Genomic DNA, 18,583 nt, shown 5'->3' on the forward strand with positions numbered 1-18,583 from the left:
CTTTTTGGTGCCGCTTCGCGGGGCGGTTCGTGCCGTTCGGGGCCTTGATCGGTATTGGTCGAAGGCCCCGCCGACCTCTCCCCCCACATGGAGCGATTCGGGTGCGCAGCACCCGACAGCGGCTCTCCGCGCTAGCACAAGGCTTTCGAGAGTGGGTCAGCCGTGCATTTTCTTCCGGCCGCGGCAACCGCAGCGTAGCCGTCTACGTGAGGATTGGCGCGGCCGGAAAAAATGTGCGGATGGCCCGCTATCGGAAGCCGCCCCCCGAGAAAGTTGCTTGACCTGAAGGGCCGTCAATGTTTTGAGAGAGGGCCTTGCTTCAATTTGGTAATCAACTCTGGTAGAGTGGCGCAAATCCACTCCCGAGGTGCTTCATGAAAAAAACGTGGTTCATCATAGTCCTGGCCCTGGGGCTCCTGGCCCTGACTGCCTGCTCGGGCGAATCCGGCGACGACGCCAAGACCGGCGGGGCATCCATGGCCCCCTCCCACGCGGCGGTCGCCTCCAACAACGGCTCCTATCCCTTCATGGGGGTGGCCGAGCTCGGCCAGTACCTCAAGGCCAACGCGGGCAAGCCCACCATGCTCTTCTTCTGGGCCACCTGGTGCCCCTCCTGCAAGCAGCAGATTCCCGAGCTGGAGACGCTGCAACAGGACAAGGGCGGCCAGGTCAACCTCGTGGCCCTGTCCGTGGACGAGAGCCAGGGCGCGCTGAAGCGCTACCTGGGCAAGCACCCCATGGACGTGCCCGTCTACTGGGGCAGCCAGGACCTGGCCCGCGAGTTCCAGGTGGAGGCCATCCCCACCCTGGTCATCTTCGACAAGACCGGCAAAAAGATATTCTCCCAGGCCGGGGTCTTCCCCGGTTCCATGCTCGGAGCCATGGCCGACAAACTGAATCAGTAGAATTACATGATCCGCAAGGCACGCATAGAGGACGTCAAGGCCATCCACGGGCTGCTCATGCTCACCGACCAGCATGACGGCCTGGTCCTTCCCCGGTCGTTCAGCCAGCTGTATTCGCATCTGCGCGACTTTCTGGTGGTCACGGACGACGAGGGCACGGTCATCGGCTGTTGCGCCCTGAACATCATCTGGGACAACCTGGCCGAAATCCGCTCGCTGGTGGTCACCTCGACCCACCGGGGCAAGAATCTCGGCCGCAAGCTGGTCGAGGCCTGCCTGTCCGAGGCGGTCACGCTCGGCATCTACAAGGTCTACACCCTGACCGAGGTCCCCGGCTTCTTCGAGAAGGTGGGCTTCGTGCCTGAGGAAATGGACAACCTGAACCAGAAGATATTCCTGGACTGCCTCAACTGCCCGAGGTTCCCGGACCACTGCAACGAAGTGGCCATGATCATCAACCTGTAAACACCCACAGCGCAATGGCACATAAACTCACACCGTTCATCACCGCGGAGCAGATCGCGAAGCGCAACGCGGAACTCGGCCGCGAAATTTCCGCGTCCTACTCCGGCGAAACGCCCCTGGTCTGCATCTGCGTGCTCAAGGGCGCGTTCCTCTTCTTCGGGGACATCATCCGCCAGATCGACCGCGAGATCGAGATCGATTTCGTCCGGCTGGCCAGCTACGGCTCGGCCACGTCCCGGTCCGAGGACATCGTCTTTTCCAAGGACCTGGAGATCTCCATCGAGGGCAAGGACGTCCTGGTCATCGAGGATATCGTGGACACCGGCCACTCCATGGACTTCCTGCTCCACGTGCTCAGGCGCAGAAATCCAAAGAGTTTGAAAATTTGTGCGCTTATTGATAAGCATGAGCGACGGGAAAAAGCCGTGACCGTCGATTTCGCCGGTTTCAAGCTGAGCGACGGGTTCATCGTCGGCTATGGCCTGGACTATGACGAGCGGTACAGGGAATTGGGCGGAATTTTCGAGCTGTCCAACGAGTCTTAGAGCCAATTAACCGGATTTTCTGGAGATCTTGCCATGATCGTCACCTGCCCGAATTGCGAGACCAGCTACAACCTGCCCGATGAGAAAGTCCCGGCCACCGGGGCCAAGGTCAAGTGCTCCAAGTGCGCGCACGTCTTCAAGGTCGAGGTGCCCACGGCGTCTCCCGAAGACGAGTTCGAGGCCCTGCTCGAGGACGAGGGGGGAGACGCGGGCGATCGGTTCGACGAGACCTTCGACGACGTGGCCGCCGGTGCCGCAGAGGCCGCCGACGTAGCCGAAAAGGCGCAAGCCCCGGCCCCCGACCCGGCCGACGAGGTCGTTGAGGAGATGGCCGACGCGGACGACCTGTTCGACGACACGGACGAGGAGCCCGAAGCCGGGGAGCCCGGTGAGGACGAGGACGACCTGTTCGCCGACATGGGCGGCGAGGACGAGTCCGAGGACCTGTTCGCCGACGAGTCCGGCGAGGGCGAGGAATCCGGCGACCTGTTCGCCGACGAGGGCCACGAGGACGACGGCGATCTTTTCGCGGACGAGGATGAGGCGGAGACCGACGACTCCCAGGCCCTGTTCGACGCGGACGAGGGCGAGGACGAGGACGAAGAGCCCGGCGCCGACGAGCCCGTGAGCGGGCTGGGCGGCAGCCTGGAGCTCGACGGGGAGCCGGAGTCCGGCGGGCGCAAGTCCCTGGGCTGCCTGATCGTCCTGCTCGTCCTGGCGGTGGGCATCGGCGCGGCCATCTATTTCCGGGTCTGGACCTATGCGGGCGTGGACCTGGCCGACATGCTCAAGAACGTGCCCTTTGTGGGCCAGATGTTCATGGAAAAGACCGGCGGTGACGAGGCCGCGGCCCCGGGCGAATCTCCGGCCGAGCGCGTGCGCAAGATCGAGCTCAAGAACGTCAAGCAGTACTACGTGGCCAACGAGAAGGTGGGCAACCTGTTCGTGGTCGAGGGCAAGGCGGTCAACAAGTTCTCCAAGCCCAAGGAGCGGATCAAGGTCGAGGTTATCCTCTACGACGCGGCCAACAACGTCCTGACTTCCCAGTCCTTCCTGTGCGGCAACGTGCTCTCCCAGTTCCAGCTCCAGGTGCAGACCGAAAAGGAGATCACGGACGGCCTGGCCTCGGACGTGGGCATATTGTCCAACAACACCTTCATCCGGCCCGGTGCGTCCACGCCGTTCATGGCCGTGTTCTTCTCGCCGCCCGAAGGGGTCAAGGAGTTCATGGTCAAGGTGGTGGACGTGGGCGACCCGAAGTAGGGAGGCCGAGGGGCCGAAAAACGGAAAAACGAGCGGGTGGACGACGGCGTCCACCCGCTTTTTTACCGGCTCGGAACAAAAATCGGGATTTTTTTCACATTTCCCCCTGGAATGGGGGGTAACGTAGCGGAACCAAAGGGTTTACGGTCTTTGTGAAAAACGCGGAAAAGTCCCGCGGTTTCGGAAAAATACGTTGACGGGAATTGACGGCGTGTGCTACTCCTCCTCCACTTGTGAAGGATTGCACGAAATGCCGATACAGGGTGTTTGACAGCCGCGGGCGTGCGTGGAAAACAATCTTCGCGAGGTGCGAACATGCTCTTTTCAAAAGACGATCGAGTGGTACAGATCACCCAGCTGGGTGGCACCGCCGGAACGATGGGACTGCACATCGTCTCGGCCACCGTCGTCGGCCTGACCATCGGGTATTTCCTGGACGACTATTTCGGGACCAAGCCCTGGCTGCTCATGATCTTCTTCTTTCTGGGGATTATCGCCGGGTTCAAGATGATTTTCGAGGATTTCCGACGTCTCCAGAGGCGTGAAGAGGCAAGAAAAGCAAGTTCTTTGAAACAGGACGGAGAAGAGAGTGCTGGGCAGGATGAACCAAAGGCTTGAGCGGCTGCTCGTTAAAAGCGGCTTCACCAAACCGGACGTACGCATCGTTGTCCGCAATCAGATCTATGTGTCGCTGGGGACCTCTCTAGTGATCATGCTGGTAACACTGTTTTCCCGGTGGTCCCTGGCCTATCTGGCGGGGGCGGTTATCGCCCTAGTCAACTTCTGGACGCTTGCCCGCGTGACCCAGTCGTTGGTGTACGACCAGAAGAGGGGACCATATCTACTGTTTGTCATATTCATGGGAAAAATGACTCTGAGCGGGCTGGCCCTTTGGTGGTTGATCGGAGTCGAACGGGTTCCCCACTGGGGGTTGATAACAGGTTTGGGAACCGTGGTGGTCAACATCACGGCAACGGGCCTGAGTCAGTTGGGGAAGAAATAGCCGAGCTGCTTTTTAAGGAGGCTTCGATATGGGTTTCGCAGGCGGATTGCCGCATCCTCTCTTGTACATGGACATGCTGAAAGGCATCGGTCACTGGGGCGCACACGTTGAACAGGCCCTGGGCGTGGACAGCATCAACCACGTTCTCTACATGTGGCTGGTCATGGCCATCATCCTCGGTCTGGGCCTGATGGTCCGCAGCCGCCTGCAGCTGGTTCCCGGCGGAATGCAGAACGTGTTCGAAACCATCATCGGTGGGCTGGAAGACTTCGTCGTCGCCAACCTGGGCGAGGAAGGCCGCCAGTTCATGCCGCTCCTCATCACCATTTTCCTGTTCATCCTCGGGATGAACTGGATCGGCCTGGTGCCCGGCTGCGACGCGCCCACCGCGAATATCAACACGCCGGCGGCCATGGCCATCATCGTTTTCTGTTTCTACCAGTTCGTGGGTATCAAGAAATGGGGCTTCGGGTACATCAAGCACTTCATGGGCCCGGTCGGTTTCCTGGCTCCGCTGATGCTCATCCTCGAGCCCATCTCTCACCTCGCCCGCCCGCTCAGCCTGACGCTTCGTCTCTTCGGCAACATCCGCGGCGAGGAAATCGTCCTGATCCTGATGTTCTTCCTGGCGCCGATCCTCGGCTCCCTGCCGATGTACTTCCTGTTCATCCTGGCGAAGACCATCCAGGCATTCATCTTCTTCATGCTGACCATGCTGTACCTGCAGGGCGCCATCGAGCACGCTCACTAGAAGAAGACCGCTTAATTTGGGGAAATGGTCCTTGGACCAAAACAATATTACGATCCATTTTGGAGGATTACATGAAAATCGCTAAGATTCTGTTCACCACCCTGGCTATGGTTCTGGTTGCTTCCGTTGCTTTCGCTTCCGAAGGCGCCGACCCCGTCATGGCCGCCAAGGCCTACGCCACCGCCATCGGCATGGGCATCGCCGCCGGCCTGTGCGGTATCGGCCAGGGCATGGGCGTGAAGGGCGCCTGTGAAGGCATCGCCCGCAACCCCGAAGCCGGTGGTCAGCTGTCCACCACCCTGATCCTGGGCCTGGCCTTCATCGAGTCCCTGGCCATTTACGCCCTGGTCGTCAACCTGATCCTGCTCTTCGTCGTCTAGTTTCAGGTTTACGAAAAGCTTTTGAAGGGGAGGCTTCGGCCTCCCTTTTTCAGCCTCTTTCATGTTAAGAATTTCACATGGCTAGGCCCATCTTGACCGGAAAGAGCAACAAGATATGAAAAGCGAACACATCCCCAAAGCGACCATCGGACGGCTTGCCGTCTATATCCAGGTCCTCGAAAATCTGTTGCGGGACGGCAACGAGGTCATCTCCTCGGAACGTCTGGCCCGCGCCTGCTCGGTCAATTCGTCCCAGATCCGAAAGGATCTTGCTTATTTTGGTGAATTCGGCGTGCGCGGCGTGGGGTACTACGTCCAGGAGCTGATCACCTCCATCAAGCAGTCCCTGGGCATCGACCGGCAGTGGAAGTGCGCCCTGATCGGCGTGGGCAACATGGGCAGCGCGCTGCTCAGGCATCACGATTTCGAAAAGCGCGGGTTCAAGATCTGCGCGGCCTTTGACTGCGACCCGGACAAGATCGGGCTCGAGTTCGAGGGCATGGAGATCGTCTGCCCCACGCACCTCAAGGAGCAGGCCCCCGAACTCAACCTTGAGATCGGCATCATCGCCACGCCCCCGGATCGCGCCCAGCGCGCGGCCAACCACCTGGTGGAGGCCAACATCCGGGGCATCATCAACTTCGCCCCGTCGAGGATCAATGTGCCCAAGCACATCCCGGTGGAGTATGTGGACTTTTTCGACCACCTCTATTCCATCGCGTTCCAGATAACCCTCGGCAACGACTAGGTTCGGGATCGCGGGGGTCGGCCCCCGCACCCCTTTTGGAGAGCGCGCCCTTGGCGCGCACTTGGTGCTTGGTATGTTGTAGGGTGCTTCCGGCGCCGGTGGTGAGGCGGACCTCATTACATTGCGTAAGGCGTAAGAGCGTGCCTGCGGCACGCGAGAGCCAGTGCGGAGGCTGCGCCTCCACAGCTTCCATGCCCTCCCGGCGGGGTCCATTTTTTTGCTGGCCCAAAAAAATAGAAGAAAAAAAGGGCCTTGGCGTGTGGGGCGGCCGCCCGGAGATTGGGCGATAAGAAGCTGACCGATTCGTGTCGGCTCCCGATTCAAGGCTCGCTGCGCTCGCTCTGAATCGAAGAGCCGCCGACCCTTATCGTCACCTTCTAATCCCCCGATCAAGGGCTCGTTTGGGTGAAGGGAAGAGGTGCGGCGGCGAGCAGTTGGGCGTGCCTCGGCGCGAGACGGGGCAGAGCCGCAGTCGGACGCGGGCGTCCGAAGCGCTCCATGGAAGCTTCAATGCGTTGCTGCCGGGCTTCATGCCGAGCTCATCGCGGCAGGCCAATCCATCCAAACGTAGGCCAGCAATCGGAAGTGGAATCTAGAGCCCGTCTCCGGTGGCGAAGCGTCGGCCGAATCGCGCCTGCGCAGCAGACATCGATCCGGCCAGCGAAAGCCGCCTACGGGCTCTAGGGTCCGCTTCCGCGCGCTCGCACCACAGCGCAGTTTTTGCTTCCTTTTTTCTGCGCCAGCAAAAAAGGAAGTCGCCGTAAAGGCGAAATACAATGTAAGGTCAACAGCTACAATCCCGGACGCGAACGCGCGGCCAATCTCCCGAGCTACTTCCTCTTCCAGCGAGCTTCAAACCAAGCCTTGGCTGCCCGTCGCCAACAAAAAAGCCCCGGCAAGCGCAAAGCTCGCCGGGGTTTTGCCGTTGGCGTAGGGTGCCGGGCTAGGACTTGAAGCGGTACCCCACCCCTCGGATGGTCTCGATCCACGGGGCGTAGGGGCCGAGTTTCTGGCGCAGGCGGCGGACATGGGTGTCCACGGTGCGGGAGTAGCCCTCGAAGTGGGTGTCCCAGACCGTGTCGAGCAGATTGTCGCGGGTCTGGACCTTGCCCGCTCCGGACACGAGCACGGTCAGGAGCTTGAACTCCGTGGCCGTGAGCGCGGTCTCCTCGCCGTCGATGGTGATCTGGTGCGCCTCGAAGTCGATGCGCAGCCCCTCGCGCTCCCACAGCTTGGGAGCGTTGGGCTCGGGCGCGCCGTAGCGGCGCAGGATCGCCTTGATGCGCAGGACCAACTCGCGCGGGGAAAAGGGTTTGACCACGTAGTCGTCCGCCCCGAGTTCCAGGCCCACGATCTTGTCCACCTCTTCACCCTTGGCCGTGAGCATGATGACCGGTATGCGGGCCGTGCCCGGGTCGCCCTTGAGCTGGCGGCAGACCTCCAGGCCGTCGGTACCGGGCATCATCAGGTCGAGCAGGATGATGTCCGGCTTGAAGGCATGGGCCAGGTTGAGGCCGAGCTGGCCGTCCTCGGCAGCGGCCACGTCGAACCCGGCGGCGGTGAGGTTGTATTTCAGCAGTTCACGCGTGTCTCTGTGGTCTTCGACCACCAGGATTTTCTGGGCTGACACTGTTGGCTCCTTTCGGTGTGATGGGACTGCTATACCCCATGTCTGTAACAATCAGTGTTACATATGGGCAACAATTTCGCAACTTGGCATCCCTGCGGCATCGATTTGGAAACAGCTAGGCGCATTGGATCGGCCGCATATCCAATCAATTGAAATCATGCGCCAAAAATGTCTCGTCCGGGCATAAAGCGGATCGCCCGCGCGGCCGATAAGTAGGCATCGACCGGAACCATAAAGCATCATCGGAGCACGCCGCATGTATTACCACGGATTCGACAAGAAGTTTCCCTCGGGCAGCAAGTACTGGACCCTGTACGACGACCAGCTCATCGGCATGCTCTTCTCCAAGATCGTGAACAGGACCGTGAGCGTGGATTCGGACACCGCGAGCCGCGAGGGCATGGTCGACGAAATGGTCCAGAATCTCTTCGACCTCTGCTTCTACATCAACAAGGATTTTCACGACTGCTAGCCGCCGCTCCGCGAAATCAGTTTGAACAGCCCGGTTATCCGGGCTTTTTTTTGCCGTGCACAGGGTAATAATTGACTCCGGCGCGTACTTGGGCAAAAGTCCGTATTGTGAAATAGTCTGTACGATATCCTGAACCAGAGGACCCACTCATGCATATGCAATCAAAGCTGACCGCGAGCTATGTCGTCATCGGCCTGATCAGCTGCCTGACGGCCGTATTCATCGCGCGGGACATCATTCGCAGTGATTTCAGGGACTATGTGACGCAACACGAATTCGCGCTGTTCCGCGCGAACATGGAGGATTACGTGGCCCGGTACGGCAGCCTGGACCGGGCCATGCACATGGCCCCGTTCAGCACCTTCGCGGCCCCGGCCGAAGCCACCCGGCGGTGGCAGGGGCAGCCGTTCCGCTTCCTGGTCATGGACCGGAACGGGGCGGTCCTGTTCCCGGCGGGCGGCTACAAGGCCGGTGAAATCGTGGACGGCGAAATCCTGGCGCAGGCCGTGCCCGTGACCGTGGACGGCAAGGTGGTGGCCCTAGCCGCGCATACGGGAGTGGCGCGGATGGAGGCCGAGGACACGGCCTTCCTGACCATGGCCGACGCGGGCATGCTCATCGGCGGGGTGTGCGCGGCCGTGCTCACCGCGCTCCTGGCGCTGGTCCTGGGCTGGCGGCAGTCCGCCCCGGCAATGGACGTGATCCGTTCCGTGCGCACCCTGTGCAATGGAGACAAGGATGGCGCCTGCATCGAGGTGCCCGCGGACGAGGACCTGGGAGAACTGGCCGAGGCCTACAACGCCATGAGCCAGGAATTGTCCCGCTGCCGCTTCGAGCTGGATGAACTGTCCGTGCTCGACCCCCTGACCAACCTGTACAACCGCCGCCATTTCGACGAGCAGGCCAGGCAGTTCTTCGAGAGCGCCAAGCGCTATGAGCAGTCCCTGTCCGTGGTGATGGCCGACCTGGACCATTTCCGGGCCCTGAACGAGACCTTCACCCGCGAGGTCGGGGACATGATTCTGGAAAAGGTGGCCGAGATCATCTCCCGGCACACCCGCAAGAGCGACGTGGTCGCCCGCTACGGGGGCGAGGAGTTCGTGGTCCTGTTCACCAACACCGCCCGCGACAAGGCGGCCATCGCCTGCGAGAACATCCGCCTCGCCGTTGAGGAATACCCTTGGGACGAGTTCCACCACGACCTCAAGGTCACCATCTCCTTGGGGCTGGCCGACAACACGGATACCGACAGCGCCACATCCATGATCGCCCGCGCCGACCAGTACCTGTCCGCCGCCAAGGCGGGCGGCAGGAACCAGCTGGCCGGGGCCGAGTAGCGATCGGCCGTCGCCGTCCCCGCGTGCGTCCGCCACGGACTGGAGCGGGAAAAGATGCCTGCCTTCAATAACGGCGCAGGTTGTTCCTGCTCGGCAGAAGAAGAACTTCCCTTAACACACTGAGAGATACATATGCCGCATACCATGCCGGATGGAATCAACGTATTGTTTGTCGCCGGGTTCGGACCCATTGTGACCGACCAGGAGAAGAGTGAACGGCTTTTTAAGGATATCCTGCGCCTGCCGCTGGCCTCAATCGAAGGGTATGCGGGCTATCTATATTCGGCGGACATCCAGGGAGTGAAGCACTTTGCGCTGTGGCCGTTGGACAAGGCGGCGCTCTCCTGCTTCGGCAAGCCCGAATGGCCGGAGAACCTGCCCGTGCCGCAGGCGTGGCTCGAGATTGATGTCGTTGATATCGAATCCGCGACGGAAATCCTGGAAGCGAACGGGTATGAACTCCTGACACGCTTGCGGAAAGAGCCCTGGGGGCAGACCGTCACGCGCTTCCTCAGTCCGGAAGGCATCCTGCTCGCCGTTGCCCACACCCCCTTTTTGAGGGACGAGCAGACGGACTAGGCGCGGCCGACAAGCGGGGCTCTCTCCGGACGGCCGGCATTCGGTCTTCCGAGCGTTGCGGCGCTAGGCCCCCAGGCAGATGTTCACGGCCTCGATGACGTCGGCCACGTCGTCGTCTGTCAGCTTGGCGGACAGCGGCAGGCTCAGGGTCTCTCGGCCCAGGGCCACGGCGTGCGGGGTGTCCGGCAGTTTCCAGCCGAACCGTTCCTGGTAGTAGGGGTGCTCGGGCACGGCCAGGTAGTGGACGCCCGCGCCGATGTTCTCCTTGGTCAGCCGAACCAGGAACTGGTCGCGGTCGATGCCGCAGGCCACCGGGTCGATCATCAGGGTGTACAGGTGCCGGGCGTGGCGGGTGTCCGACTCTTCCGGGGCCGGGGTGCCCACCGGCAGGGCGCGGAACGCCTCCTGGTACATGTCCCAGATCTCGCAGCGGCGCTTGAAATTCTCCTCCACCCGCTTCAGCTGGTGGATGCCGATGGCCGCCTGGATGTCCATCATGTTGTATTTGAATCCGGCGTGGACCACCTGGTAGTGCTTGTATCCCTCGTCCGAAAATCGTTTCCAGGCATCGGCCGACATGCCGTGCAGGCCGAGCACCTTGATGTCCTGGATGTCCGCCTCGTCGCGGGCGACGACCATGCCGCCCTCGCCGGTGCACACGTTCTTGGTCACGTAGAACGAGAAGCAGCCGAAGTCGCCGAAGGTGCCCGCGTGCCGTCCCTTGTAGGTGGTCTCGATGGCGTGGGCGCAGTCCTCCACCACCTTGAGGCCGTGCTCGTTCGCGATGGCCATGATCGGGTCCATGTCGCAGGACCGGCCCGCGAAGTGCACGGGCAGGATGGCCTTGGTGCGCGGAGTGATCTTCTCGCGGATGCAGTCCGGGTCGATGTTCTGGGTGACCGGGTCCACGTCGGCCAGCACGGGGGTGCCCCCGGCGTGGATGATGGCGTTGACCGAGGCGCAGAAGGTCAGCGGCGTGGTGATGACCTCGTCGCCGGGCTCAAGCCCCAGGGCCACCAGGGAGAGGTGCAGGGCGGCCGTGCACGAGTTGCAGGCCGCGGCGTGGGAGGCCCCCACATAGGCGGAAAAATCCTTCTCGAACCGGGCCACCTTGGGGCCGGTGCCGAGCCAGCCGGTCTTCATGGAGGCGACCACCTCGTCTATCTCCTCCTGGCCGATGAGGGGGGAGCCGAAAACCAGAAAATTATCCTTGGAACGAACGGGCATGTCCGTATTCTCCTTGTATGGGTTGCGTGTGGCGAGGTTTAGCAGATTCCGGCCGGGGGGTAAACGTTGACCGCATGGCCCGACGCCGGTATCCAATACGGGTCGCGTTCAAACCTTACAAGAGGCCCCCGTGGATTTTCTGCTCTTCCTCATGGCCGTGGTGCCGTCCGTCGTGCTGCTCTGGCTGTTCGTATCGAGCGACAAATATCCGGAACCGGCCGGGGCCCTGATCTCGTCCTTCCTCCTGGGGGCGCTCATCGTCCTGGGCATCTATCTGCTGTTCCCCTTCCTGTCCCTGGTGGCCTCGGGCGTGCCCCGGGACAACCCCTACCTGGTCGGCGCGGCCCACGCCTTTTTCCTGGCGGCCCTGCCCGAGGAGGCGCTCAAGCTCATCGTGCTGCGGCGCTACTGTGTCAATCACCCGGCCTTTGACGAGCCCATGGACGGTATCGTCTACGGCGTGACCGTGTCGCTCGGCTTCGCCACGGCCGAGAACCTGCTCTACGTCCTGGACGGCGGCGTGAACGTGGCCGTGGGCCGGGCCTTCCTGGCCGTGCCGTGCCACGCCCTGGTCGGCGCGGTCATGGGCTACCACGTGGGGCTGGCGGCCTTCTCGCGCGGCGAGCGCAGCGGGCTCTACGCCAAGGCGCTGCTGCTGTCCATCCTGTTCCACGGGCTGTACGACTTCACGCCCCTGACCTTCCGTAGCGCCCAGGCCATGGGCGTGGCCATCCCGGCCTCCGTGTCTTTGGGGCTGAACATCCTGTTCGGCGCGGTCCTCTTCGTCCTGGTCCAGTACGTGGCCGTGCTGACCCGGTCCATGAAGGCCATCCAGCGCGAACAGGCCGGGCCGAGCTTCGGCTTCAGCCGGGTCCTGCCCAACCGGGTGCGCAACCTGGACCCGGCCGCTCGGCGCAGCCGGGTCAGGCGGTGGATCAAGGCGTACAGGGACGAGACCGCGCCCATGGACCTGCTCTTTTCCGCCCTGTGCCTCATGGGCGTGTTCTGCGCCCTGGCCGGCGCGGCCCACATGGGCACCCCGGGCGATCCGCTGTCGCGCATATCCCTGGCCGTGGCCGTGATCTTCTTCGTCTACGGCATCGGGTTCGCCGCGCGCGGCATGGGCAAGCTCACGGCCAGGCTCCTCCGCGAGCGGAACGGTCGATGACGATCGGGTTACGCCCGGGCGCGCAGGTTGCGCTTTGACACTGCATTGGCTATATAGCCTGCCCCGGCCCAATCCCGGGCCGATGAAACACATCTGATACGAGGTACCGCAAGTGATCAGACCAGATTTCGAAAAGATGAACGGACTTGTGCCCGCCATCGCCCAGGACGCCGACACCGGCGAGGTCCTGATGATGGCCTACATGAACGAAGCTTCATGGGATAAGACGTTGGAGACCGGCGAGGCCCATTACTGGAGCCGCAGCCGTCAGGAGCTATGGCATAAGGGCGGTACCTCGGGCCATACGCAGAAGGTGAAGTCCATCCGCATTGACTGCGACGACGACACCTTGGTACTTCTGATCGAACAGATCGGCGGTGCGGCCTGCCACAAGGGCTACCGCTCCTGCTTCTACCGCGAACTCAAGGAAGGCGTGGTCGGCGAATGCTCGCCCCTCGTCTTCGATCCCAAAGAGGTATATAAGAAATGAGTGAACAATTCCTTCGACTCGGCGTTCCCAAAGGCTCCCTCCAGGACGCGACCATAAAGCTGTTTGAAAAGGCCGGATGGAAGATCAAGCTGCACGAGCGCAACTACTTCCCGGATATCGACGACGACCGCATCAAGTGCTCCCTGGCCCGCGCCCAGGAGATGTCCATGTATGTGGAGAACGGCACGTTCGACGTCGGCCTGACCGGCATGGACTGGATCCGCGAGAACAAGTCCGACGTGGTCGTTGTCGACGACCTGATCTACTCGAAGGTCAGCAACCGCAAGGCCCGCTGGGTGCTGTGCGTGCGCGGCGATTCCCCGTACAAGCGGCCCGAGGACCTGGACGGCAAGAAGATCTCCACCGAGCTCATGGGCTTCACCAAGGAATACTTCGAGTCCCAGGGCATCAACGTGGACGTGTCCTTCTCCTGGGGCACCACCGAGGCCAAGGTGGTCGAGGGGCTGTGCGACGGCATCGTCGAGATCACCGAGACCGGCACCACCATCAAGGCCAACGGGTTGCGGATCATCGCCGAGCTGATGCAGACCAACACCCAGATCATCGCCAACAAGGACGCCTGGGCCGACCCCAAGAAGCGCCAGCTCATCGAGGAGATCAACATGCTCCTGCAGGGCGCCCTGCGCGCCGGCAAGATGGTCGGGCTCAAGATGAACCTGCCCAAGGACAAGCTGGCCGAACTCAACGGTACGCTCCCGTCCCTCAACTCCCCGACAGTGGCCGAGCTCCAGGACCCCAACTGGCTGTCCGTGGAGGTCATGGTCGAGGAAAAGATCGTCCGCGAACTGATCCCCCGGCTGGTCGGCTTCGGCGCCGAGGGCATCATCGAGTATCCGCTCAACAAGGTCATATAAGCGTCCGGCGCGACGTTGCAAAAACAAGACGCGGTCCCTTGCGGGCCGCGTCTTTTTTTGCGCCGTGCGCCGGAGTGGCGGCTTGGGATAGCGGGCCGCCTGCACATTTTCCGGGAGGAGATTTGATCCTCATGTACGTGGGGTACACTGCGGTCGAATCCCCTCCCGGAAAATGCACATTCGACCCACTCTGCCAAGCCTTGATATGGCGGGTCACGGGGGAGGGAATGTACGCGGGGGATTGTCCGCGCATCCGCGTTGGGAATATTGGCTGTTTCCCTTATATTGTTTTTCGCCTTTACGGCGACTTCCTTTTTTGCTGGCGCAAAAAAAAGGAAGCAAAAACTGCGCTGTGGTGCGAGCGCGCGGAAGCGGACCCAAGAGCCCGTAGGCGGCTTTCGCTGGCCGGATCGATGTCTGCCGCGCAGACGCGATCCGGCCGACGCTTCGCCGCCGGAGACGGGCTCTAGGGTTCGCTTCCGATTGCTGGCCTCCGTATGGACCTATTGGGCTTATGCGCTTGGCACGGCGTAAGGCCCGGCAGCAACTCATTGAAGCTGCCGTGGAGCGCCTCGGACGCCCGCGTCCGACAGCGGCTCTCCCCCGCCTCGCGTCAAGGCACGCCCAACCGCTTCCCGCCGCACCTCTTCCCTTCACCCAAACGAGCCCTTGATCGGGGGATTAGAAGGTGACGATGAGGGTCGGCGGCTCTTCGATTCAGAGCGAGCGCAGCGAGCCTTGAATCGGGAGCCGACCCGAATCGATCAGCTTCTTATCCCCCGATCTCCGGGCGGCCGCCCAACACTCCAAGGCCCTTTTTTTCGTCTATTTTTTTGGGCCAGCAAAAAAATGGACCCCGCCGGGAGGGCATGGAGCAAGTGCAGGGGCGCAGCCCCGCACAGCGGCTCTCGCGCCGCAGGCGCGTCTTGGAGCGGGCGGGCCTCGCCACAGTCACGTCCTCCCCCAATTTCGCCTAAGTTCAGGAAGCGGCCGCCTTCCCCCGCTTCCTGACCTTGAGATTCATGAACTCCACGAACAGGGAGAAGGCCATGGCGAAGTAGATGTAGCCTCGGTCGATGTGCTTGTGCAGCCCCTCGGCCATGAGGAATATGCCGACCAGCAGGAGGAAGGAGAAGGCGAGCATCTGCACCGTGGGGTGGGCGGACACGAACGTGGAGACCGGCCCGGCGAACAGCAGCATCACCCCCACGGCAATGACGATGGCCGCGATCATGACCGTCAGGTGCTGGGCCATGCCCACGGCGGTGATGACCGAATCCAGCGAAAAGACCATGTCCAGGAGTACGATCTGGACGATGGCCCCGGCATAGGAATGCACGGCCCGGGCCGCGCCCTCGCCCGGAGGCGGGCCTTCCAGCTTGTCGTGGATCTCGTGGGTGGCCTTGGCCAGCAGGAACAGCCCGCCGGCCAGCAGGACCACGTCGCGGCCCGAGACCACATGGCCGAACACGGAGAACAGCGGGGCGGTCAGCCCCATGATCGCCGAGATGGCCAGCAGCAGCGCGATGCGGGTGATCATGGCCAGGCCGATGCCCAGCCGCCGGGCCGTGTCGCGCGAGGCCTGGGGCAGCTTGTTGGTGACCACCACCACGAAGACGATGTTGTCGATGCCGAGCACGATTTCGAGCCCGGCCAGGGTGATCAGGGCGATGCAATTTTCCAGGGTCCACAATCCTTCGAACATGACGCTCCCTCGGTCGGGGTTGCAGTAGCTTTATTTGCCTGGTTTTTTTAGGAGGAAAATCTGGAGTTGAAGGCCGCTTCGCGGCGTTTGACTGGTGATTTCGCCTCCGGCGGGCAAGGGCTCGCACCCTTGCATCCCTTTCTTGCGCCTTCGGCGCGTCTCTTTTCAATGGTGACACTATGAAGAATGCCGGGCGTGAAATCAATCGGCCGGGGCCGCCTTGGCAGCGTACAGGCCAACCCAGCCGTCCATGAAGGTGCGCTCCAGGTGCGCGGACAGTCCGGCTTGTTCCAGGAGCGGGAGCGCGCCGCCGCTCGCCATGTACTCCAGGAAGCGGGCGTGGTGGTCGCGCCCGGCCAGCCGTTCCACCAGGCGGATGGCCCGGCCCGTGAACCAGGACTGGCCCGGCCCAGGCGGCAGGTAGTCGGCGATGAGCACAAGGCCGCCCGGCCGGACCACGCGGCGCGCCTCGGCCAGGATGGCGCGGGCGGTCTCAAGCGGTTTTTCGTGCAGGGCGAAGCTGATGGCCGCGCCGTCGAAGCTCGCGTCGGGCAGGGGCAGGGCCGAGGCGTCGGCCAGGATGTATTTCGCGCCGGGCCGCTTGGCGCGGGCCACGGCGAGCATGTGCGGTGACAGGTCAGCCCCGGTCACGGCCAGGCCGCGCTCCAACATCTGTCCGGCGAGCAGGCCGGTGCCGCAGCACAGGTCCATGACGGTCGCTCCGGTCCGGGCCAGGTGTTCGGCCATGGCCCGGTGGATGGGGCGCAGAGGGCGGCCCACAAGCGGATCGTATAGGGGGGCGATGCGGCCGTATTCGTCCATGGATCAGGGCGTGTCGGCCTTGAGGATGTGGAGGATGCGGTCCTCGGGCAGCCCGTATTTCCTGAAGATGGCGGCCAGTTCGCCGGACGCGGCCATCTCGGTCATGCGCCTGTCGAAGATGTCGCGCAGGCGGAACCCCTCGGCGGTGGGGGCGAAGACCGGGATCACGTCCATGCTCATGAACCGGGCGAAGCCGAATTCGGTCGGGGGCAGGCCGGTCTCCCGGACGGCTTCCCTGAGCAGGGTCTCCTCGCCGATGACGTACCGGGCGTGCCCCCGGTCGAGCATGTGGATCGCCGAGGTCCGGTCATAGGTGGGCTGCGGCCGGATGGGCACGGGCAGCAGTTGCTGGAAATCGAAGCCGTACAGGTAGGCGACCTTCTGGTTCGTCAGGTCCTTGATCCCGGAGAAGCCGTCGGCCGCGATAAAGGCCACGGACAGGTCGCAGGCGGCGACAACGGACCGGGCCGGGGCCGCCTGGTCGCCGCCGCCCTTGGTGGTCAGGCTGCACAGGATGCGTCCCTTGGCCAGTTCACCCCGGGCGCGCCGGTAGGGCATGTCCTTGTGCACCAGGTCGTACCCGGCCGGGGCCAGCGCGGCCCGGAGCACTTCGGTGACATACCCGGTGTCGTCGTCGCGCACCGCATGGCCGGACTCGGGCATGCCGAAGACGCAGACGGGCGGCTCGTCCCAGTCGTCGCCGGTCGCGACGGAAGCGGGGGACGCGCCCGGCGCGGCCAGGACCAGCCGCGCGGCGAAGAGGACGGCGAGCAGGACGCCGGGTATTATCCGCAAGGGTATCATGGGCAAGATTGATAGCATCCCCGAACAGGCAAGTCACCCCTTTGTCCGGTGTCGGATCGGAACAAGGCCGGTGCCCATTGGACGGCCTTCCGGCAAGCATGTTACCAGGGGCAGAACAGGGGGGAGGAATGAAATTCACCGGGGTCAATCTGCTCGATGAACTGGAACGGCGGGAAATGGCGGACCTGCGCGCGGTCTTCCGCAAGCGGTCCGTGGCCAAGGGCGAGGTCGTGTTCCGCCCGGACGGGGACGAGGACCTGGTCTTCGTGGTGGCCAAGGGGAGGGTGCGGGTCTACCTGGCTTACGAGGACAAGGAGTTCACCCTGGCCATTCTCAACCCCGGCGACCCCTATTCCACCCACTCCGGGTGCTACATCCAGGCCCTGGAAGACGCCGAGCTCCTGCTCACGGACGTGCGCTCGGTCAAGCGCTGCATGGCCGAAATCCCGCTCTTCACCCGGACCATGGTCCGGGTCCTGGGCCACATCCTGCGCAACTCCTTTTCCATCATCGGCGGCCTGGCCTTCAAGGACATCTACAACCGGCTCATGGATTACATCCTGAGCGAGGCGCGAAGCTCGGGCACGCCCGAGGACGGCGGGCGGCTGCTCCAGCTGAACCTGACCATCGAGCAACTCTCCCAGCTCATGGGGGCCAGCCGCCAGACCGTGTCCACTCTGCTCAACGACATGGAGCGCGCGGGGTTGATGTTCAAACGCGGGCGCGGGATCTATTTCATCCCCGACCTGGACGCTCTGGCCCGGGCGGCCGGGGATGATTTGAAGTAATCAGTCGAACCAGTTGTTTATCCGCTCATAGACCGGCCCGCTGACCACCAGGTCGCTGTTCGCCGGAAAATCCCCCCGCCAGAAGCGGGCGCGGGTGTTGATCGCCCGGAGAACGTCCCGGGCCTGTCTCTCCGTGATGCCGAGCTCGCCCACAATGTCGGCGACCGTGAAGCTGAAGGAATCGTCGCCGTCGGTATATCCTTTCCGGATGAACTCCAGAGCCTCTTTGATGTCATGGTGGTTCGCCATTTCTTTCTCCTCGATACGAGTTGCAAGGTGATATCCGTTCGTTGGTGATCCTCTGCCGATAGAATTACCGCCAGCCTAAGACACTTGGAACAATGTGTCACCTTGGAACTCGCCGATTTCATCAAATTTGTTTCGCCCGCCCGGCAGCGGTCCGGGGTACGCGCTCGCGTGAACGATTTTCCATGTGTTCACGGTTAGACAAGCGGAATCGGCCTGATTTTGGCCCGTTTTTCAAAAAAATCACCCTCCGAACCCCCTTTTTTGCCGTCTGTTTTTCGAAAAGCTCGATTTTTTCGCCTGTTTTGTCGGCTATCCGACATACGGGATCGCCCCGATCTGGTACCATGGAATCCACTGTCTGCATCACCAACTGTACG

General features: G+C 62.5%; 22 protein-coding genes. 16 read left to right on the plus strand and 6 right to left on the minus strand.

Annotated features, from left to right (window positions below):
* Window positions 1-374: 374 nt before the first annotated feature.
* The 9 genes from ACR42D_RS01065 to ACR42D_RS01105 all read left to right on the plus strand — a co-directional run bounded on the left by ACR42D_RS01065 (window position 375) and on the right by ACR42D_RS01105 (window position 6,060).
* Window positions 375-905, plus strand: coding sequence for a TlpA family protein disulfide reductase (locus ACR42D_RS01065; protein ID WP_484565026.1), 531 nt, complete (start codon window positions 375-377; stop codon window positions 903-905).
* Between the two features lie 6 nt (window positions 906-911).
* Window positions 912-1,370, plus strand: coding sequence for an N-acetyltransferase (locus ACR42D_RS01070; protein WP_484565027.1), 459 nt, complete (start codon window positions 912-914; stop codon window positions 1,368-1,370).
* 14 nt (window positions 1,371-1,384) lie between these two features.
* Entirely contained in the window at window positions 1,385-1,915 is a 531-nt protein-coding gene (gene hpt, locus ACR42D_RS01075; RefSeq protein WP_484565028.1) for a hypoxanthine phosphoribosyltransferase, read from the plus strand.
* A gap of 33 nt (window positions 1,916-1,948) precedes the next feature.
* Window positions 1,949-3,178: a DUF3426 domain-containing protein gene (locus tag ACR42D_RS01080; protein ID WP_484565029.1), complete on the plus strand. Its 1,230-nt coding sequence runs from the start codon at window positions 1,949-1,951 to the stop codon at window positions 3,176-3,178.
* Window positions 3,179-3,493: 315 nt separating this feature from the next.
* Entirely contained in the window at window positions 3,494-3,796 is a 303-nt protein-coding gene (locus ACR42D_RS01085) for an AtpZ/AtpI family protein (RefSeq protein ID WP_319583697.1), read from the plus strand.
* Window positions 3,780-4,181: an ATP synthase subunit I gene (locus ACR42D_RS01090; protein ID WP_484565030.1), complete on the plus strand. Its 402-nt coding sequence runs from the start codon at window positions 3,780-3,782 to the stop codon at window positions 4,179-4,181. Before ACR42D_RS01085 ends, ACR42D_RS01090 begins: the two co-directional genes overlap by 17 nt.
* Before the next feature lie 28 nt (window positions 4,182-4,209).
* A complete protein-coding gene (gene atpB, locus ACR42D_RS01095) occupies window positions 4,210-4,932 on the plus strand; it encodes a F0F1 ATP synthase subunit A (RefSeq protein WP_484565031.1) in 723 nt (240 codons plus the stop codon).
* A 71-nt stretch (window positions 4,933-5,003) separates the two neighbouring features.
* The gene (locus tag ACR42D_RS01100) at window positions 5,004-5,312 is read left to right on the plus strand and encodes an ATP synthase F0 subunit C (protein ID WP_484565032.1); all 309 of its coding nucleotides are present in this window, start codon (window positions 5,004-5,006) and stop codon (window positions 5,310-5,312) included.
* Window positions 5,313-5,427: 115 nt separating this feature from the next.
* The gene (locus ACR42D_RS01105; protein WP_071545634.1) at window positions 5,428-6,060 is read left to right on the plus strand and encodes a redox-sensing transcriptional repressor Rex; all 633 of its coding nucleotides are present in this window, start codon (window positions 5,428-5,430) and stop codon (window positions 6,058-6,060) included.
* Between the two features lie 943 nt (window positions 6,061-7,003).
* Here ACR42D_RS01105 and ACR42D_RS01110 read toward each other — a convergent pair.
* Window positions 7,004-7,690 carry a response regulator gene (locus tag ACR42D_RS01110; protein ID WP_484565033.1) on the minus strand — a complete coding sequence of 229 codons (687 nt, stop codon included), beginning with the start codon at window positions 7,688-7,690 and terminating at the stop codon, window positions 7,004-7,006.
* A 256-nt stretch (window positions 7,691-7,946) separates the two neighbouring features.
* Here ACR42D_RS01110 and ACR42D_RS01115 point away from each other — a divergent pair, with 256 nt between their 5' ends.
* The 3 genes from ACR42D_RS01115 to ACR42D_RS01125 all read left to right on the plus strand — a co-directional run bounded on the left by ACR42D_RS01115 (window position 7,947) and on the right by ACR42D_RS01125 (window position 10,078).
* On the plus strand, window positions 7,947-8,162 hold the full coding sequence (locus tag ACR42D_RS01115; RefSeq protein ID WP_484565034.1) for a hypothetical protein: 216 nt from the start codon (window positions 7,947-7,949) through the stop codon (window positions 8,160-8,162).
* Between the two features lie 149 nt (window positions 8,163-8,311).
* Window positions 8,312-9,499 carry a sensor domain-containing diguanylate cyclase gene (locus ACR42D_RS01120; RefSeq protein ID WP_484565035.1) on the plus strand — a complete coding sequence of 396 codons (1,188 nt, stop codon included), beginning with the start codon at window positions 8,312-8,314 and terminating at the stop codon, window positions 9,497-9,499.
* Window positions 9,500-9,631: 132 nt separating this feature from the next.
* Complete coding sequence (locus ACR42D_RS01125; protein WP_484565036.1) at window positions 9,632-10,078, plus strand: VOC family protein; 447 nt, start codon at window positions 9,632-9,634, stop codon at window positions 10,076-10,078.
* Between the two features lie 63 nt (window positions 10,079-10,141).
* Here the strand turns inward: ACR42D_RS01125 and ACR42D_RS01130 are convergent, their stop codons facing one another.
* Window positions 10,142-11,305: a DegT/DnrJ/EryC1/StrS family aminotransferase gene (locus ACR42D_RS01130; protein WP_484565037.1), complete on the minus strand. Its 1,164-nt coding sequence runs from the start codon at window positions 11,303-11,305 to the stop codon at window positions 10,142-10,144.
* Between the two features lie 130 nt (window positions 11,306-11,435).
* Here ACR42D_RS01130 and ACR42D_RS01135 point away from each other — a divergent pair, with 130 nt between their 5' ends.
* The 3 genes from ACR42D_RS01135 (at window position 11,436) to hisG (ending at window position 13,838) form a co-directional block, all read left to right on the plus strand.
* On the plus strand, window positions 11,436-12,473 hold the full coding sequence (locus ACR42D_RS01135) for a PrsW family glutamic-type intramembrane protease (protein ID WP_484565038.1): 1,038 nt from the start codon (window positions 11,436-11,438) through the stop codon (window positions 12,471-12,473).
* Between the two features lie 112 nt (window positions 12,474-12,585).
* Window positions 12,586-12,963 carry a phosphoribosyl-AMP cyclohydrolase gene (hisI, locus tag ACR42D_RS01140; protein WP_484565039.1) on the plus strand — a complete coding sequence of 126 codons (378 nt, stop codon included), beginning with the start codon at window positions 12,586-12,588 and terminating at the stop codon, window positions 12,961-12,963.
* Complete coding sequence (hisG, locus tag ACR42D_RS01145) at window positions 12,960-13,838, plus strand: ATP phosphoribosyltransferase (RefSeq protein ID WP_484565040.1); 879 nt, start codon at window positions 12,960-12,962, stop codon at window positions 13,836-13,838. The genes hisI and hisG overlap by 4 nt, the downstream gene beginning before the upstream one ends.
* Before the next feature lie 979 nt (window positions 13,839-14,817).
* Here the strand turns inward: hisG and ACR42D_RS01150 are convergent.
* From ACR42D_RS01150 to ACR42D_RS01160, 3 genes are all read right to left on the minus strand, one after another.
* On the minus strand, window positions 14,818-15,543 hold the full coding sequence (locus ACR42D_RS01150) for a TerC family protein (RefSeq protein ID WP_484565041.1): 726 nt from the start codon (window positions 15,541-15,543) through the stop codon (window positions 14,818-14,820).
* A 201-nt stretch (window positions 15,544-15,744) separates the two neighbouring features.
* Window positions 15,745-16,365, minus strand: a complete 621-nt coding sequence (locus ACR42D_RS01155) for a class I SAM-dependent methyltransferase (protein WP_484565042.1) — start codon at window positions 16,363-16,365, stop codon at window positions 15,745-15,747.
* Between the two features lie 3 nt (window positions 16,366-16,368).
* Window positions 16,369-17,160, minus strand: coding sequence for a substrate-binding periplasmic protein (locus ACR42D_RS01160; RefSeq protein WP_484565043.1), 792 nt, complete (start codon window positions 17,158-17,160; stop codon window positions 16,369-16,371).
* 137 nt (window positions 17,161-17,297) lie between these two features.
* Between ACR42D_RS01160 and ACR42D_RS01165 the strand changes: the two genes are divergently transcribed.
* Window positions 17,298-17,957, plus strand: coding sequence for a Crp/Fnr family transcriptional regulator (locus ACR42D_RS01165; RefSeq protein WP_484565044.1), 660 nt, complete (start codon window positions 17,298-17,300; stop codon window positions 17,955-17,957).
* On the opposite strand, the gene ACR42D_RS01170 is transcribed toward ACR42D_RS01165, so the two are convergent.
* Window positions 17,958-18,206, minus strand: coding sequence for a hypothetical protein (locus tag ACR42D_RS01170; RefSeq protein ID WP_484565045.1), 249 nt, complete (start codon window positions 18,204-18,206; stop codon window positions 17,958-17,960). It lies immediately after the preceding gene.
* Between the last annotated feature and the right edge of the window lie 377 nt (window positions 18,207-18,583).

It is taken from the genome of Pseudodesulfovibrio sp. lm2024, from assembly GCF_051175575.1.
Classification (GTDB): Bacteria; Desulfobacterota; Desulfovibrionia; order Desulfovibrionales; family Desulfovibrionaceae; genus Pseudodesulfovibrio; species Pseudodesulfovibrio caledoniensis.